Source organism: Xenorhabdus hominickii (assembly GCF_002632725.1).
In the GTDB taxonomy this organism is placed as follows: Bacteria; Pseudomonadota; Gammaproteobacteria; order Enterobacterales; family Enterobacteriaceae; genus Xenorhabdus; species Xenorhabdus hominickii.
In genome coordinates this window covers 1258084-1275240 of the sequence record NZ_NJAI01000001.1, presented here as the reverse complement: position 1 = coordinate 1275240, position 17157 = coordinate 1258084, and the positions used below count along the sequence as shown (strand labels likewise).

Below are 17157 nucleotides of genomic sequence, written 5' to 3'. Positions count from 1 at the left end.
GATTATGTTGTTTATGATAACCTTCCCGAGGAAGATCACCTGACTGGAAAGACGTTTACTCAGCGTATAGAGAGAACGAATTTAACTCAGCGTACTCGAATAAAAAGACTGAATAGAAAAACTATCAGTTATTCAAAATCCGAAGAAATGCACGATAAGGTGATAGGAACTTTTATTGAGCGTGAGTACTATTTTTGATATTCAATCTAACTATTTAATACATGACCAAAAAACGTGGAGTCGACCCAAAAGGGGGAGGCTCAATTCACATTAAACCGTAATTCCCCTTCCAGCTCTTCTTCAGCTTCTTCAAACAGCAGTACTAACGCCGCGAAATGCGCTCGTTTCTGCGGGGTAAAGTGGATGAAATTAATTTCAATCGGCAACGGAATACCTCCCGTAACCACATCCCATAATGCATCCAAGTTAGCGCCAAAATCATCGCCTAGCTCGAAACACTCTTTGAATTTACGGTAAAAAGTGGCAAAACCAGGGATATCATCAAAATCGAATTTCACCTTTTTCATGTCATTACTCCAGCTGAGTAAAACTATTGTAGTGATCGACCGTCAGGTAAATCAGACCATCATTAGAGTACAGCAATCTATCGCTGCCTCTGTGTCCACACCGATAATTCACATCTGCTTCATACCAGTGACGTTCCTGCTTTGTCGGTAACTTTTTTTCACGGTTGGAGAACCTATCACCACCAATCGCCCGGCCCGGTAAAACATCGCACAAGTTACCTTCACGTGAATCCCAACCGAGGTGACGCGCCTGTTTTTTCGTGATGTAGTAATCAGGAAGCTGGTGGTGTTGTCGAAGGTAATCTGCAACACGTGTATATTCCGTCAGAACATCAATCGGCTGAGTAGACACTTTTTCTGAGGTCACGACATGTTGTGGTGATTTATCACTACCAAACGGCTCAATACCTTTAGTAAAAACGATAACCCCCACAGCCAGAATCAGTAATATACCCGCTAGTATGATCTTTTTCATGATGACCTCAGCTATCCCTTCGTCTTTTAAATTGCAGCTTTGTTGGCTGCGCTCTTTAACCTCAATCACATAGTTAAACTAACTATGTGATTGAGGATTTGTTCCCAAGATATAAGCACTGTATCTTGAAATCCGTTAGATCTCTGCTGGATGACTCAATAAATTATCAGGCTGTTCCACCTACGGTCAGATTATCCAATTTCAATGTTGGTTGACCAACACCGACCGGCACACTCTGGCCTTCTTTACCACATACACCGACACCTTTGTCGAGAGCGAGATCGTTACCCACCATCGAAATTTGCTGCATAGCTTCAATACCGGAGCCAATCAGGGTTGCACCTTTTACGGGTTTGGTAATTTTACCGTTTTCGATCAAATACGCTTCCGAGGTGGAAAAAACAAATTTACCGGATGTAATATCCACCTGACCACCACCGAAATTCGGGGCATATAAACCGCGTTCTACACTGGCAATAATTTCTTCCGGTGTGGAGTGCCCAGCCAGCATGTACGTGTTAGTCATACGTGGCATCGGCAAATGCGCATAGGATTCGCGACGTCCGTTACCCGTCGGCGCAACCCCCATCAAGCGAGCATTGAGTTTATCTTGCATATAACCTTTCAAGATACCCTTCTCAATCAGCACGTTGTATTGTCCCGGAACACCTTCGTCGTCAATGGCCAGTGAGCCACGGCGTCCTTCCATCGTGCCATCATCCACTACAGTACACAACTCAGATGCCACTTTTTGCCCTACCTGACCGGAGAAGACAGAAGTACCACGACGGTTGAAGTCGCCTTCCAAACCATGTCCTACCGCTTCATGCAGCAAAACTCCCGGCCAACCCGCACCCAATACGACCGGCATCGTACCTGCTGGTGCCGCAACAGCCGACAAGTTAATCAGTGCCATGCGAACTGCTTCGCGGGCAAATTGTTCTGCCAATGTTTGGCCATCTTCAGTTTGCAGGAAATATTCGTAACCGTAACGAGCACCACCGCCACTGGAACCATGCTCTCGCTTACCATTTTCTTCTACCAATACGCTGACAGAAAGGCGTACCAATGGGCGAATATCTGCAGCTAATGTGCCGTCTGTTGCCGCCACCAACACCTGCTCATATACACCAGTCAGACTGGCATTGACTTCCTGTACACGAGGATCTTCCGCACGAGAAATTTGATCAACCCGGTGCAGTAAAGCAATTTTTTCTTCCCGGCTCATACTACTCAAAGGATCAATCGCCGGATAAAGCGCCTTATTTGTCACTGCACCTAACGTGTGCGCAATACCATTACCCGATTCCCGCACGATACTGCGTGCAGCCTGAGCACTTTGTTGTAATGCATTCAACGTGATTTGATCCGCGTAGGCAAACCCTGTTTTTTCTCCGCTGATCGCTCGGACACCAACGCCTTGATCAATATTATAGGAGCCGTCTTTAATGATACTATCTTCCAACACCCATGTTTCATGGTAACTGGACTGGAAATAGAGATCGGCATAGTCCAGACGACGTTCTGCCAACTGGCCCAGTACAGAGAATAGATCTTGATGATTCAGGTTATTAGCAGCCAGTAAATGTTCACTGACATAAGTTAAACTCATAATAATTACTCTTTTACTTTAATTTGTATTCTTTTTTATCAAAGAAGTCAGTTGTGGACGGAAGCGATTATGTTTCACCACTTTGATCTGCTCACGCATGTGAGTCAAACTATCCCGTCGGATATTAAGCTGCAACGCGCTGACGGTCAGGGGATTTTTCTCGATAACTTCACCCCAACCACTCACCGCCATTGAATGCCCCCACGTTCTGCGAGTCCCGTGCACACCAACCTGTGCAGGTGCCAAGATAATGCACTGGTTTTCGATAGCTCTGGCTCTCAACAGAGGTTCCCAATGTGCCTTACCTGTCAGGCGGGTGAAAGCAGCAGGGACGGAGATGAATTCTGCCCCTTGTTCACGCAATGCCTGAAAGAGTCCCGGAAAACGCAGATCATAACAGATAGTCATGCCCAAACGCCCAACGGGTGTATCAACAACAGTAATGTGTTCCCCACGCTGGTAAATCGCGGATTCATTATAAGAGCCATGTTCATCGTTGATGTTGACATCAAACATGTGGATTTTGTCGTAACGGGCGCGGATTTCACCCTGATCATCAAACAATAGGCTGCTGCTCGTGATACGAGTCGGATCTTCCCGGCTGATCATGGGCATAGAACCAATCAGCAGCCAGACGCCGTAACGCTGGGCGATTTCACTCACGGCCTGTTGCAATGGGCCATTTCCCTGTGTTTCTGCATATGCACGATAGGTATCAGCATCTGCGAACAATAACGCATTTTCCGGGGTCAGAACCAGTTTTACGGTATCTGGCAGTTGCTTAATCTGTTGCTCAATTTGCGCTAAATTATGTTTAACATTCGTACCACTGCATAATTGTAAAAGTGCAATATTGACGTTTCTCATGACCCTTTATTCTCCTTAAGCTGACGTAAGACTTCATCAATTTTAGGCTGTTCTAGACTACCCGTTACCCGATAGCGAATCACTGATATCTTGTTCCATAGCGGCCCCAATACTTTTGTTGCCGCAAAAACTGCCGCGCCAGCCACAGGATTGACCGCAAAGGCTGTCGCTACTCCCACCGTTGTCGAAATCTCTGGTGTAATCACCAATTCCATATTGATCTGACGACGAACTAAGTCTGTTTGACCTTTGGCATTAATATCCGCCGCTAGTCCATCAATGAAGAAGTTATCGGTATACATGACGCCATTTTTTATCGTTGCGTCACCACTAATGGAATCAAAGTTGAAATCATTACCGAATGTGTCACTAAAATCCAATTGTAATTTACGCAGCAAGGCATCGAAACTGATAAGCCTTAATAATTGCCCTGCTCTGCCACCGCCAAGCTTGGCAATGGCTCCTTTTTTCATCTTGCCCGTCAACGTCCCGTTAAGTGTTTCGATCTTAGGCTGCCACGGAACACCCTGCCAATTCAGGTTAAAATCAAATGTGAAAGGCGCATCAATAATCGGAACAATAACCCCCAGATAAGATGCTATATCATCAAATTTTTCTCCGGATAATTTACCTTTGAGCTGAGTATAGCTACCCGTATTATTTTCATACCAACGACCAAACAATGTTAGTTTTCCAGTGCTGTTTTCCACTTGTCCCTTGGTCAAAATCAATGAATCGCCTTCTGGCTTGATCGAGGCGGATACTTTGCCGAGTTTTAATCCGGCAATCCAGCATTCTGCACACTCGACATTCAATGCAGGCCAATTAGCCAAGGAATAATTCGGAGCTGAAGATCTATCTGAAGTTAATTGAATCGCATCTACCGGCGGCGCTGTCGCTGATTGGGGCGCGTAATAAAGATAATTGATTGAAGCCAGTAGCGGCCGATGATTTTGCATCAACAGATTGCCATTAATCTCGTCCCCTGTGACACTCACATTCATTCCCTCTGTTTGTTGAATAATATTGAATGTGAGCTGATTCCAGTGTTGTCCCCCTATATCCAATGAGGGCAATGAGATTTCAAAGATATTTGGCCATAATAAACGGGCTTCTGTCGACGATTTTTTATCCAACGGCTCAATTAATGTCAATAATGTGTCACCGTCAATTGCCGGCAAATTTAACGCCAACAGAGATTGCTTCGGCAACGCCGGAATACCCTCGCCATCCGTTTGCAGAATCCCCCGCTGCAAACGGACATGTTGTTTTTCCAACATCCATTGGGTATTGAACGCATAGCGTTGCCCCATTGAACCCTTCATCTGGAATTGGTTCTCATCACCCTGAGCAAGAATATCGATGCTCCCCCATTCCCGCAAAGATTCAGTATCCAATACTGGTAACTTACTGCTGATATGTGACAAATCTGCATTTACAGCAACATTGTATTTCACGTCATTTCGTGACGTTAGATCGTTTGGAGATGAATCATGGGCCGGTATCTCAACATTGACCTTACCCTGCCAATTCAGCGTTCCTGATAATTGACGGCGGATTTCTGCGGGAAGTCTCGGCAGTTTCTTCACCGCCCAACGTGCTCCTAAGTTCACATCAACCTGATAATGTTTTGGTAAATCCTGAGTGGAGAACTGTAAGGACAAGGGCTGCCCGAACCAATTGGCAGAAAGTGAATCGCCGTTTAAGTTACCATTATCAAAGCGAAATGTGCCACTGAGATTTTCTATCTTGCTATCAAGTGTCTCAATGAATAATTGCGTATCTTTCAGCGTTACTTCACCACTCGCGTTGACTTCGCCCTGTGCCAAAGGGATATCCAGATGCAGTTTGCCATCCACTTTGCCATCAAGTTGTAAACTATCCAGAGCACTGCCAATCGACTCCGCCAATGGGCTGTGCTTAAAATAAGCATGGATCCCTTTTCCATCGCCGGATAATTCAGCATCGATAAACAGCTTCTGTTCGCCATAATCCGGGATCATCGCCGAAACTTGGGTGGCACCCACTTTTCCCAGCCTCGCTTTTGGTGCCTGCATCCATAACCCGTTATTTTGGAAATTCAGGTCAATATCCAAATCAAATAGGGCTAGCCAGTCAGGTTGATATTGAAAAGTCGCGTGACGCAAGGGAACAAAGACCTGAAACTGGCCCTGATTTTGTTCAAATGGGAAGTCATGAGGATTACCCTTGAAAATCAAAGTGGCATTATCGACCTTTCCCTTGATTAAAGAGGCAGTCAGATAGTCTGTTAGGGATTCGCCCATCAGTGGCTTGGGAAAATAGCGCCATGCCTCACCCGCATTATCAAGGCGAGCTCCTGCTAATATTTCCAACTCCGGCTGTTCACCTTGCCGTTGACGGTAATGAAAATCGCCGTTAAACCATAGCGATTTTGCCTGCAAATCCAGCCCTTTGCTCCATACCGTCATACCCTGCTGATCGTTTTTCCAAGTAATCTGCCCTTTACTGCTGGCAATATCGAGTGGAGCCTGAAACCAGCTACCATAGTCGATGATGCTGTTTTTCAATTCAAATTTGAGGTTTCCCCTCTGATTATTACTGTCCAACGAGCCACTAAAATGGTTAGCTGAAGGCAGCTCTTTCCAGCGTTGCCAGCTCACATCCTGCCATTTCAGGCGAATTCCCATGTCTTCAGGGCGTTCTGGCGTGATATCGAGGGCAAAACTATTGAGCATCCCTTTCGGCTGTCTGTGCTGCCAATCTTTGACGATATCCGGTGTCATAAAGGAGAGTATTGGTAAGATCCCATTCAAATACTCAAGCTGAATATTTTCGGCACGAATACGCCAATGATCTTTACTTTGATAGTGAGAGGATTGTTTAGCATACAGCGCGGTAACCTTTCCCTCAGGCCATTGTCGGTCGTCCGTTTTCAAACTGGCCAGATTAGGTGCCGCAAACAGCCAACTTTCTCCTTGACGGCGCATTTGCAAGAGTAAATCATTAACTGCAAGCTGGTGTTTTTCATTTCCGACATGCCAGTCAGCTTCCCCTTGTTTGAGCTGAAGAAGTCCTCTATCAATTCGTCCTTCTTTCAAGGTAACCCAACTCGCCAAACTGAAATGGGCACTCTCCAGCCCGGTATTATCCTTTAACCAATGGCTTAACCACATCCGCATGTCGATATCATCGGCTTGTAAATAAATGACACCATTATCCAGAACCCCATTTATATCTTTCAGGTCAAGCTTCACCTGTACAACACCGTTCTGCTCATTAATCGAAGAGAGATTTACGCTACCCTGTGCCCGGTGGCAGTTATCTTTATTTAGCCATGTCAGTTGCGGTATAAGCAGATCAGCCTTTTCACCAGATGGTGTCAGAAAAGTTAAGTGGCTATCATGCAGGTCAAAATTATTGAATTGCTCCAGAAACAGGGAAGAAAGGCTATCTGGCTCAGCCAGCTGATTTTCGTCATCTTTCCCAAACAGTGCCTTATTATAATTCACTTGGAGCTGATAAAAAGACAGATCACGGAAATACCAACGCCGTTGCAGCAGTGAACGCCAGATATCCAAAGAAAGTGTTATCTTTCTGGCTTGAATATCGACATTCTCGGCTTTCGCACTGATATCACGTAGTTCCAGAATGGGGCCAAACGATTCCCAATGACCATTGATGTAACCAATATTGACAGGAATATCTGTTACAGCCGCAATTTTCTCAGCCAATTGCTGACGATATTCATTGATATGTGGCAGAAAAAAACGCAATCCGCTGACAAGCAAAGCCACAATGATAATGGCTATTGCGGCTGTCGCTAATAATATTCCCGGCAGTCGCCTCACTCATTTCTCCTTGGTTGTCAGCGCTATTTATTTAAATAACAGTCTCTGCAAACAGGTGTTTTACATCATAACAACGTCAAATTGCTCCTGACTGTAAAGTTGTTCTGTTTGCACTTTGACCTGTTTACCTACAAAAATTTCCACCTCTGCCAATGCGTGGGACTCATCACCCTTTAGGGCTTCACTCACCGCTGGAGAGGCATAAACCAGAAAACGATTTGCAGCGATTGCACGATGGACACGCACAACTTCACGCAAAATTTCATAACATACCGTCTCAACGGATTTTACCGTGCCACGTCCCTGACAAGTTGGACAGTTATCACACAGAATATGTTCGATACTTTCCCGTGTACGTTTGCGCGTCATTTCCACTAAGCCCAATTGGGAAAAACCGTTAATGGTTGTTTTCACGCGATCTTTACTTAAAACCAGCTCCAAAGAAGCCAATACGCGACGACGGTGCTCTTCATTAGTCATATCAATAAAATCAATGATAATGATGCCCCCCAGATTACGCAGCCTTAATTGCCGGGCAATTGCCTGTACTGCTTCAATGTTGGTATTAAAAATAGTTTCTTCCAGATTGCGATGACCAACGAAAGCACCTGTATTAATGTCAATGGTTGTCATAGCTTCCGTTTGATCAATGATCAGATACCCCCCCGACTTTAATTCTACTTTGCGCTCCAAAGCCCGCTGAATCTCATTTTCCACATCATACAAATCGAATATCGGCTGGTTTCCCTGAAAATGTTCCAGTTTGGCATTCATTTCAGGAATATATTCGTCAATGAATTCCTGCAATTGTGCAAATGTCTGACGGGAATCGACTCGAATACGATCAAGGGAAGCACCAGCAAAATCACGCAGAATACGCTGAGCGAGCGCTAATTCACCGTATATTTTATTTTTGGTAATGTTACGTTTCTTACGTTCAATCACTTTGCTCCACAGGCGCTTCAAAAAGGCCGCATCCTGCGCAATTTCTTCTGCTCCCACGCCTTCCGCAGCAGTACGGATAATAAACCCGCCATGCTCATCACAATAATCCATGACGATGTTTTTCAGGCGTTCGCGTTCTTCTTCACTCTCTATTCGCTGTGAAACACCAACATGCGATGCCCCCGGCATAAACACCAGATAGCGTGACGGTAAAGTGATATCTGTTGTCAAACGGGCGCCTTTTGTACCTAGAGGGTCTTTCACCACCTGTACAATCAGATCTTGTCCCTGATGAACCAGCTCCGCAATATCTCTGACCTGGAAATTTTTCCGCTCTTCACCCGCAATACATTCAGTATGAGGCATAATATCCGACGCGTGCAGAAAAGCAGCTTTTTCCAGCCCGATATCCACAAATGCCGCCTGCATTCCGGGCAAAACCCGGCTCACACGCCCTTTGTAAATATTCCCGACAATACCTCTTTTACCTTCCCGTTCAATATGAATTTCTTGCAAAATACCGCCATCAATATAAGCAACTCGCGTTTCGGATGGCGTTACATTGACTAATAATTCTGCTGTCATGAATAATGATTCCCATCAGCTAACGCTAAAAATCGTGTGATTAATTCATACGTTTCCACTAGAGGTAAGCCGACAACAGCATGGTAACTGCCATTAATTTTTCTGACAAAACAACCGCCCTTACCTTGAATGCCATAAGCCCCTGCTTTATCCATCGGCTCCCCAGTTGCAATATATTCCTGTATTTCCGGTTGGGATAACTGGCGGAATGTCACATCTGTAATGATTAGCTCGCTTAAGGCTTGTTGGCTGTTCGATAAAGCAACAGATGTCATGACTTGATGGCATTGGCCTGACAACGCTGTCAGCATTTCGGCGGCATGTTGTTGATTGCGGGGTTTTTCCAAAATACGGTGATTTAGCACAACAATGGTATCAGCCCCCAGAACGGGATAATCATATGGTGCAATGGCCACACCAGCCTGTGATTTTTCTCTGGACAGCCGGGTAACATATTGCTCTGGAGACTCCCCTTCACGCCATTTTTCTTCGACCTGAGGTGCCAGAATCTCAAAATTAAAATCTAACAATTCCACCAACTCACGCCGTCTTGGTGAGCCAGAAGCTAAGTAAATGGTTTTCATCGTGAATCATCCTTAGAGCCTATCTGGTTAGGCTATTTTTTGTCATAGGCTCTTAATGTCAGTTCATTAAATACAGGAACCCGCCCCCGCCTTTAACGAACTGAAAATTGACGGCGGATTTTCCGCATTAATAAGAATAGCCAAGGCCAAAGAATACCATTGACCAAAGCATTCCAGAACACTTCTGGATGGAAGAGCATCTTCGGTATCAAAGCATGCGCTAAAAAAATGCAGAGATTCATCAGTGTTGAAAGCGCCACCACAACCAGGGCTTGCTGCCAGAGCGCCATGTTGCGAATAAGCTGGAACTTAAAGGCGACCAAAAAACTGATCGTGCTAAATGCCAGGGCATGTGCCCCAAGAACACTGCCTTGCAATAAGTCAGTGATGATCCCTAACACAAACCCCGTGCCAACGCTGACACGGTGAGGGAGTGCAAGCAACCAGTAAATTAAGCACAATGCCAATAAGGTAGGCCGAAACATAAAAAACTGCTCCGGCCACGGCATAATTTGCAACACTAATGCAATCAGGAAAGATAACCAAATGACCCAATATCCTCGACGATGGTACTGACTCATTAATGATTTCCTGTGGCTGTTGGTGACGGTTTGGTTGGTGGCGATTTAGTTGCTGGCTTTTTGGCTGCTTCTGTTGCTGCCCGCGCTTGTTTTGCCTCTTTTTCTTCGCCTGAATCTGACGTCGGAAATGGCGGTTTTGCATCTGATGGATTTGGCAGCACTTGCGGTAACATTTGCATCAGGCGCTCATTGGCCGCTCGGTACACTTCTGAGGGTGGCAATGGCTGTGATGGATTGTTATCAGCACCCCACAATAGCAGCAGATAGCGCAAGCGTCGTAATTCAGCCAATGGACGGGCATGAATAACTGCCTGGGCCCGTTGGTTATCTATTTTGACAGAAGAAACCACTGCTACAGGATAACCTTCCGGGAAACGCCCCCCGAGTCCCGATGTCACCAATACGTCACCAACATTAATGTCAGTATCGCTTGGCAGAGACTCTAACTGAAGATCATCCGTACACCCTGCCCCACCAGCAATAACACGAATATCATTGCGCAGTACCTGCACGGGCAATGCATGAGTTGGATCACAAATCAGCAATATGCGGCTGCTCAACTGGCTCACAGAAATGACTTGCCCCACAACCCCCCGATCGCTGATGACAGGCTGTCCTTCATATACACCATCTTTAGCCCCCTTATCAATGACAGCTTGGTCACGGTAAGGATCCATGCCTCCTGAAATCACCTGCGATACCATCATGTGCTCATCGCTACGCAGTGGCGATCCCAGTAATTCGCGCAAACGGGAATTCTCTTGTTTCAGTTGCCCCAACAGTAATAATTGACTGTTCTGTGACCGTAATTCATTACGTAGAGTACGATTCTCCAACTCAAGATGGTTACGGCTAGCCAGAGATTCAGAGATACCATCCAAAAATTGACGCGGCCCATTGGCAAGAAAATAGAAAGGACTCACTGCCGTATCCATATAGCTACGGACTTTATTAAAAACACCGAGACGGCTGTCTACCACAATCAGAATAATGGCAATAATAACAGCGAAAAAGAGTCGTAATTGCAGAGAAGGCCCTCTGCTGAAAATCGGCTTCATAAATTGCGCATTGTTGGGCTGTGTTGTTCCATAAGTGATAACTCCCTTGAACAATCAGCAAGGAGGCTCCAATAAAACAGGTTCGCCTCCCAGCTCGCAGAGTTATTTTCAATCTTCGCTGAACAGATCGCCACCATGCATGTCGATCATTTCCAGCGCCTTGCCACCACCACGGGCAACACAAGTGAGCGGATCTTCAGCCACAATGACAGGAATACCTGTTTCTTCCATCAGCAGACGATCAAGATTACGCAGCAACGCACCACCGCCCGTCAGAACCATACCTCGTTCAGAAATATCGGAAGCCAGTTCTGGTGGGCACTGTTCCAGAGCCACCATCACTGCGCTGACAATGCCGGTTAATGGCTCTTGCAGAGCTTCAAGAATTTCATTTGAATTCAGAGTAAAGCTACGAGGTACACCTTCAGCAAGGTTACGACCACGCACTTCAATTTCATGGACTTCATCGGTTGGATAAGCAGAACCAATTCCATGCTTGATACGTTCTGCTGTCGCTTCCCCAATCAGGGAGCCATAGTTGCGGCGAACATAATTGATGATGGCTTCATCAAAACGGTCACCACCGATACGAACAGACGAAGAATAAACAACACCGTTGAGGGAGATAACAGCAACCTCGGTGGTTCCCCCGCCGATATCGACGACCATTGAACCCGTCGCTTCGGAAACGGGTAAACCTGCACCAATAGCAGCCGCCATTGGTTCTTCAATCAAAAATACCTCACGGGCACCTGCACTTTGGGCAGATTCACGAATAGCGCGACGCTCAACCTGAGTCGCTCCGACAGGTACACAGACCAGCACGCGCGGGCTTGGGCGCATGAAACTGTTATTGTGAACCTGCTTGATAAAATGCTGCAACATTTTTTCCGTGACATAAAAATCAGCAATAACCCCATCCTTCATTGGGCGGATAGCTGCAATATTCCCTGGAGTACGTCCCAGCATTTGTTTTGCTTCCAGCCCTACGGCTGCAACGCTTTTTGGAGAACCAGCCCTATCTTGTCGAATCGCAACAACAGAAGGTTGGTCTAAGACAATTCCCTGACCTTTGACATAAATAAGGGTATTGGCAGTACCCAAGTCAATGGACAAATCATTGGAAAACATGCCACGAAATTTCTTTAACATAACGAAAGGATAATCCTGCAAGCTGGGGACGGAGATTGTCCGTCTACTCTACCAACCACATGAAGCAGCGACAAGGCGCATCATTAACTACTTTTACTACTTCAATAAAAGTGGCTACGTTATTCACATCAGAAATACGATATTCTACGTTACTTTTCTCTAACGGAGCAGAAAAAAACTGCATAAAAATGGGCTAATTTCACCAATAACACCATCACAAAATCCTAAACGAACCCAAGACACCAAAAAACCAACATTATAGTGTATATTATGATGCTACCACTCCGCTTTATAACGCTCCTTTACTTACCTATAATTATTTCAGCAAATTCAACCAAAATTCGTATTTTCTCAAAAATTTTCTTCTTCCTACAAACTCCATGTCAGATTTCAAATTGTGACACAGCGGCAAGAGAATGAATCCCGGAAGTATGGCTAACGCTATGTTTATAGCTATGTACCGGATGTTATAACTACGTGACCGGGCTGAGTGAGCGTAGCCAACAAAGCGGTAACTTGAAAGGTAAGGGGTATAAAAGTAATAGATTAACTTGGTAAGGATCGGGGGGAAATTTACGAAAATATCGTCACATCCAACGTTCATTAACAAAAATAAGGATTATTCTGAGACAGCACTAACATCAAGCTCCTTATTGTTATCCTGTATATTATTATCTTTTATAGTTCCATCCTGAACAAAAATAAGTAACCGGCGTTTTGCCACTCTCTATCACAATATTGTGGACTACTCGTTTCTGCTCATAAAATTTTATCTATATTGTGTTAATACCAAATTGTGTTGCTTCCAAATTGTATTGACGCCAGAAGTTGATGCCAAACGGGTAATGGTATCGGATAGATAACCCTCAAGGGAGAATGATCATGAAAGCCTTATTACTTGACCAACACGAAACATTATCTGCATCCATTCGGGACATAGATACCTCTCAGTTACCAGACGGGGATGTCATTGTTGATATCCATTGGTCAACACTCAATTACAAAGATGCTCTTGCCATTACCGGCAAAGGGAAAATTATTCGTCAATTTCCGATGGTACCGGGGATCGACTTTGCCGGTGTTGTACATCATTCCGAAGATCCGCGCTTTCATATCGGCCAACATGTTTTGCTAACAGGCTGGGGAGTGGGAGAAACGTACTGGGGTGGTTTGGCTGAACAGGCGAGAGTGTCTGGTGAATGGTTAACACCCTTGCCACAAGCATTAAGTAGCAGGCAAGCAATGATTATCGGCACAGCAGGTTTTACTGCCATGCTGTGTGTCATGGCATTGGAACAAGGAGGCGTGACGCCAGAAAGCGGAGATATTGCCGTGACTGGCGCCAGTGGTGGTGTTGGTAGTACAGCGATTACTTTACTGTCACAGTTGGGTTATTCCGTCGTTGCGATCAGCAGCAGACCCGATAATCGAGATTATCTGCTCTCATTGGGTGCAAAAGACATTCTGCCCGTCAGTGACTTTAACCAACCCTCACGTCCATTAGAAAAACAGCGTTGGACGGGAGTCATTGATACTGTTGGCGGTACAGTACTCGCGACCTTATTAGCCCAAGTACAATACAACGGTACGGTAGCCGCCTGTGGTATGGCGAGTGATATCCACCTGCCGGCTACCGTGATGCCTTTTATCCTGCGCAATATTCGTTTACAAGGCGTAGAATCCGTGACGGTTCCTTCAGCAAAACGCCCGGCTATCTGGCAAAGATTACAAAAATTACTGCCAGATTCTTTTTACCAACAGGCTGGCAGTGAAATTGCGTTAGATCAGGTTATCGAACACGCCAATAAGTTGATAAAAAATCAGATTATCGGCAGAACAGTCGTTAAGGTGAGCTGATAAGACCAGTATTTAGCTGCTAAATGCCACGATATGTTTATAATGTCGGGCTTCATCGCCAAATTTACAAATATAGATATCAGAAAGAGATGACAAACCGTTGACATCGAGTTATCTTGGTCGATTGTTGACAGATTGCCGGAGATACCCGCACAATGGCAGACAAGTTTCGCATTTTACTCTTGAATGGCCCCAACCTGAATCTGTTGGGAACACGAGAGCCAGAGACCTACGGCAAATTAACGCTTGAGGACATCGTTAACAAACTGTCAAAAGAAGCTCACCAATCGGGAGTCAAATTATCTCATCTGCAATCGAACGCAGAATCTGAACTGATTGAGAGAATTCATTCGGCGCGGGGAAACACTGATTTTATTTTGATCAACCCTGCGGCCTTCACGCATACCAGCGTGGCACTGCGCGACGCACTTCTGGCGGTAGATATCCCATTTATTGAGATTCACCTCTCGAATGTATATGCCCGCGAACCATTCCGCCACCACTCATATCTTTCTGATATTGCAGTGGGCGTAATCTGCGGATTGGGCGCCGATGGTTATAGTTTCGCATTACAGGCAGCGGTCAACCGCTTGTCAACATCCAACTAATTGACTTAAAAGTACGGAACCAAACTCATGGATATTCGTAAGATAAAAAAACTGATCGAGCTGGTTGAAGAATCTGGCATTTCTGAACTGGAAATTTCTGAAGGCGAAGAATCAGTACGTATTAGTCGCACAGCGGCAGCTCCAGCGATGCCTATGACTCAGCAATATATTTCTGCACCAATTCAACAGCCTGTGCAAGCGGCTGCTCCAGTAGCGTCTATCGCCGCTGACAAACCAGCGGAAATTAGTGGTCACATTGTTCGCTCCCCAATGGTCGGTACATTCTACCGTTCACCAAGCCCTGATGCGAAAGCTTTCATCGAAGTCGGCCAACATGTAAATCAGGGCGAAACCCTGTGCATCGTTGAAGCGATGAAAATGATGAACCAGATCGAAGCTGACAAAACTGGCGTTGTTAAAGCCATTCTGGTTCAAGACGGTCAACCTGTTGAATTCGACGAGCCACTGGTTGTCATCGAATAACGAGGCGTCCCATGCTTGAAAAAATTGTCATTGCTAACCGTGGTGAAATTGCACTGCGTATCCTGAGAGCTTGTAAGGAACTTGGGATCAAAACTGTTGCTGTTCACTCTGCGGCAGACCGTGACCTGAAGCACGTCTTGCTGGCGGATGAAACCGTCTGCATCGGCCCTGCTGCATCAGCAAAAAGTTACCTGAACATTCCGGCCATTATTTCTGCGGCAGAAATCACCTGTGCACAGGCAATCCATCCCGGTTATGGTTTCCTGTCTGAAAACGCCGACTTTGCTGAACAAGTTGAACGTTCCGGTTTTATCTTCATCGGTCCGAAAGCAGATACTATCCGCCTGATGGGCGATAAAGTTTCCGCTATCAAGGCGATGAAAAAAGCCGGCGTACCTTGCGTGCCTGGCTCTGATGGCCCATTAGGTGACGATGCAGAGAAAAATAGAACGATTGCAAACCGCATCGGCTATCCTGTGATTATCAAGGCCTCTGGCGGCGGTGGCGGTCGTGGTATGCGCGTTGTACGCTGCGATAAAGATCTGGAGCAATCCATCGCCATGACCCGTGCAGAAGCCAAAGCGGCTTTCAGCAACGACATGGTATACATGGAAAAATTCCTTGAAAATCCACGTCACGTTGAAATTCAGGTATTGGCGGATGGTCAGGGCCATGCTCTCTATCTGGCTGAACGTGACTGCTCCATGCAGCGCCGTCACCAGAAAGTGGTGGAAGAAGCACCAGCACCGGGCATTTCACCAGAACTGCGCCGCAGCATCGGTGAACGTTGTTCCACTGCCTGTATCGAAATCGGCTATCGCGGAGCGGGTACGTTTGAATTCCTGTACGAAAACGGTGAATTCTACTTTATCGAGATGAATACCCGTATTCAGGTTGAGCACCCAGTGACAGAAATGATCACCGGTATTGATTTGATTAAAGAACAGCTCCGTATCGCTTCTGGCCTGCCGCTGTCCATCAAGCAGGAAGATGTCGAAATTAACGGCCATGCGATCGAATGCCGTATCAATGCGGAAGATCCAAAAACCTTCCTGCCAAGTCCGGGTAAAATTACTCACTTCCACTCGCCGGGCGGGTTTGGCGTGCGCTGGGAATCCCATATCTACGCGGGATATACCGTACCACCTTACTATGATTCCATGATTGGTAAGTTGATCACTTACGGCGAAACCCGTGAAGTAGCGATTGCACGTATGAAGAATGCGCTGGCAGAGTTGATCATTGATGGCATCAAGACCAATATCGACCTGCAACTGGCCATTATGAATGACGAAAACTTCCAGAAAGGCGGAACCAATATCCACTATCTGGAAAAGAAACTGGGCTTGCAGGAAAAATAAAGTTCCTGAGTTCTCATTCAGAATTTGTTAGTTTAAGCGAAGCAAATCCCATCTTTTACAGATGGGATTTTTATTTATGCCTAAAGACACAAAATCATTCAATTTATAATACAAGAAGCATATATCTTATCATTTGGCCCGTTTTTGCCTTCCTTTTTCATCGCCAGATTGTAACTTCTTTTCACAACTCCACCATAGCGTGTATCTGAACGATAGTAGTAATTAATGGTGGGCCAACCGTATGTACCAGTAAATTCATTTGTATTCTTTACGAGATTACCCAACTCTACCAATTCTCCTATTTGTGGCATTCTCATGTTTCCACTACAGTGAGCTGCAAAATTTTTATGATCGTATCTTGCCCAATATTCATTGCTTTCCTCATGCCCGACTATTGGCATATCTGGATAGCGGCCTATTGCTTCATCTAACAGTAACGGCCGTGCAAACTTGTTATTAACTCGGCGGCTATTTATATCTGATATACTGTGTCAATGAAAACAGATGCACGCAAGCTCACGATTGAGCAACTGGAGCTGCTGAGGCAGCAAGCTATTCGATTTCGCCAAGAGAAAAAAACCTTTCGCGAAATCGGTCAATTATTGAAGATCCATCCGGATACGGCTGGACGC

At 45.6% G+C, this 17157-nt stretch carries 16 protein-coding genes; 5 read left to right on the top strand and 11 right to left on the bottom strand.

Going from position 1 to position 17157, the window contains the following annotated elements; genetic code table 11:
• A partial coding sequence (locus Xhom_RS05670; RefSeq protein WP_244590771.1) for an IS1 family transposase occupies positions 1–198 on the top strand: 198 nt, incomplete at its 5' end.
• Between the two features lie 62 nt (positions 199–260).
• On the opposite strand, the gene Xhom_RS05665 is transcribed toward Xhom_RS05670, so the two are convergent.
• The 10 genes from Xhom_RS05665 to mreB form a co-directional block, all read right to left on the bottom strand.
• Entirely contained in the window at positions 261–527 is a 267-nt protein-coding gene (locus Xhom_RS05665) for a barstar family protein (RefSeq protein WP_069317778.1), read from the bottom strand.
• 4 nt (positions 528–531) lie between these two features.
• Positions 532–1002: a ribonuclease domain-containing protein gene (locus Xhom_RS05660; protein ID WP_069318547.1), complete on the bottom strand. Its 471-nt coding sequence runs from the start codon at positions 1000–1002 to the stop codon at positions 532–534.
• A 166-nt stretch (positions 1003–1168) separates the two neighbouring features.
• Entirely contained in the window at positions 1169–2614 is a 1446-nt protein-coding gene (gene tldD, locus Xhom_RS05655; protein ID WP_069317777.1) for a metalloprotease TldD, read from the bottom strand.
• Positions 2615–2632: 18 nt separating this feature from the next.
• Positions 2633–3481, bottom strand: coding sequence for a deaminated glutathione amidase (gene nit1, locus Xhom_RS05650; RefSeq protein WP_069317776.1), 849 nt, complete (start codon positions 3479–3481; stop codon positions 2633–2635).
• Entirely contained in the window at positions 3478–7311 is a 3834-nt protein-coding gene (yhdP, locus tag Xhom_RS05645) for an AsmA2 domain-containing protein YhdP (RefSeq protein WP_069317775.1), read from the bottom strand. Before yhdP ends, nit1 begins: the two co-directional genes overlap by 4 nt.
• 60 nt (positions 7312–7371) lie before the next feature.
• Positions 7372–8841: a ribonuclease G gene (gene rng, locus Xhom_RS05640; protein WP_069317774.1), complete on the bottom strand. Its 1470-nt coding sequence runs from the start codon at positions 8839–8841 to the stop codon at positions 7372–7374.
• Positions 8838–9425, bottom strand: a complete 588-nt coding sequence (locus Xhom_RS05635; protein WP_069317773.1) for a Maf family protein — start codon at positions 9423–9425, stop codon at positions 8838–8840. The genes rng and Xhom_RS05635 overlap by 4 nt, the downstream gene beginning before the upstream one ends.
• A gap of 92 nt (positions 9426–9517) precedes the next feature.
• A complete protein-coding gene (mreD, locus tag Xhom_RS05630; protein WP_069317772.1) occupies positions 9518–10006 on the bottom strand; it encodes a rod shape-determining protein MreD in 489 nt (162 codons plus the stop codon).
• Positions 10006–11064 carry a rod shape-determining protein MreC gene (mreC, locus tag Xhom_RS05625; RefSeq protein WP_099139681.1) on the bottom strand — a complete coding sequence of 353 codons (1059 nt, stop codon included), beginning with the start codon at positions 11062–11064 and terminating at the stop codon, positions 10006–10008. The genes mreD and mreC overlap by 1 nt, the downstream gene beginning before the upstream one ends.
• A gap of 108 nt (positions 11065–11172) precedes the next feature.
• Positions 11173–12216 (bottom strand): rod shape-determining protein MreB, encoded by a 1044-nt coding sequence (gene mreB / locus Xhom_RS05620; RefSeq protein WP_047768715.1) that lies wholly within the window; start codon positions 12214–12216, stop codon positions 11173–11175.
• Positions 12217–13098: 882 nt separating this feature from the next.
• Here mreB and acuI point away from each other — a divergent pair.
• The 4 genes from acuI to accC all read left to right on the top strand — a co-directional run bounded on the left by acuI (position 13099) and on the right by accC (position 16525).
• Positions 13099–14073, top strand: a complete 975-nt coding sequence (gene acuI, locus Xhom_RS05615) for an acrylyl-CoA reductase (NADPH) (RefSeq protein WP_069317771.1) — start codon at positions 13099–13101, stop codon at positions 14071–14073.
• Positions 14074–14228: 155 nt separating this feature from the next.
• On the top strand, positions 14229–14681 hold the full coding sequence (gene aroQ, locus Xhom_RS05610; protein ID WP_069317770.1) for a type II 3-dehydroquinate dehydratase: 453 nt from the start codon (positions 14229–14231) through the stop codon (positions 14679–14681).
• 27 nt (positions 14682–14708) lie between these two features.
• Positions 14709–15164 (top strand): acetyl-CoA carboxylase biotin carboxyl carrier protein, encoded by a 456-nt coding sequence (gene accB / locus Xhom_RS05605; RefSeq protein WP_069317769.1) that lies wholly within the window; start codon positions 14709–14711, stop codon positions 15162–15164.
• A gap of 11 nt (positions 15165–15175) precedes the next feature.
• Positions 15176–16525, top strand: coding sequence for an acetyl-CoA carboxylase biotin carboxylase subunit (accC, locus tag Xhom_RS05600; RefSeq protein ID WP_069317768.1), 1350 nt, complete (start codon positions 15176–15178; stop codon positions 16523–16525).
• Between the two features lie 98 nt (positions 16526–16623).
• Here accC and Xhom_RS05595 read toward each other — a convergent pair whose 3' ends face one another.
• The gene (locus Xhom_RS05595) at positions 16624–17001 is read right to left on the bottom strand and encodes an adhesion domain-containing protein (RefSeq protein WP_274540176.1); all 378 of its coding nucleotides are present in this window, start codon (positions 16999–17001) and stop codon (positions 16624–16626) included.
• Positions 17002–17157: the final 156 nt, after the last annotated feature.

Bases quoted from the DNA above. Each gene is read 5' to 3' on its own strand.
- Xhom_RS05665 (WP_069317778.1), bottom strand. From the start codon at position 527: ATGAAAAAGGTGAAATTCGATTTTGATGATATCCCTGGTTTTGCCACT.
- Xhom_RS05660 (WP_069318547.1), bottom strand. From the start codon at position 1,002: ATGAAAAAGATCATACTAGCGGGTATATTACTGATTCTGGCTGTGGGG.
- tldD (WP_069317777.1), bottom strand. From the start codon at position 2,614: ATGAGTTTAACTTATGTCAGTGAACATTTACTGGCTGCTAATAACCTG.
- nit1 (WP_069317776.1), bottom strand. From the start codon at position 3,481: ATGAGAAACGTCAATATTGCACTTTTACAATTATGCAGTGGTACGAAT.
- rng (WP_069317774.1), bottom strand. From the start codon at position 8,841: ATGACAGCAGAATTATTAGTCAATGTAACGCCATCCGAAACGCGAGTT.
- Xhom_RS05635 (WP_069317773.1), bottom strand. From the start codon at position 9,425: ATGAAAACCATTTACTTAGCTTCTGGCTCACCAAGACGGCGTGAGTTG.
- mreD (WP_069317772.1), bottom strand. From the start codon at position 10,006: ATGAGTCAGTACCATCGTCGAGGATATTGGGTCATTTGGTTATCTTTC.
- mreC (WP_099139681.1), bottom strand. From the start codon at position 11,064: ATGAAGCCGATTTTCAGCAGAGGGCCTTCTCTGCAATTACGACTCTTT.
- mreB (WP_047768715.1), bottom strand. From the start codon at position 12,216: ATGTTAAAGAAATTTCGTGGCATGTTTTCCAATGATTTGTCCATTGAC.
- acuI (WP_069317771.1), top strand. From the start codon at position 13,099: ATGAAAGCCTTATTACTTGACCAACACGAAACATTATCTGCATCCATT.
- aroQ (WP_069317770.1), top strand. From the start codon at position 14,229: ATGGCAGACAAGTTTCGCATTTTACTCTTGAATGGCCCCAACCTGAAT.
- accB (WP_069317769.1), top strand. From the start codon at position 14,709: ATGGATATTCGTAAGATAAAAAAACTGATCGAGCTGGTTGAAGAATCT.
- accC (WP_069317768.1), top strand. From the start codon at position 15,176: ATGCTTGAAAAAATTGTCATTGCTAACCGTGGTGAAATTGCACTGCGT.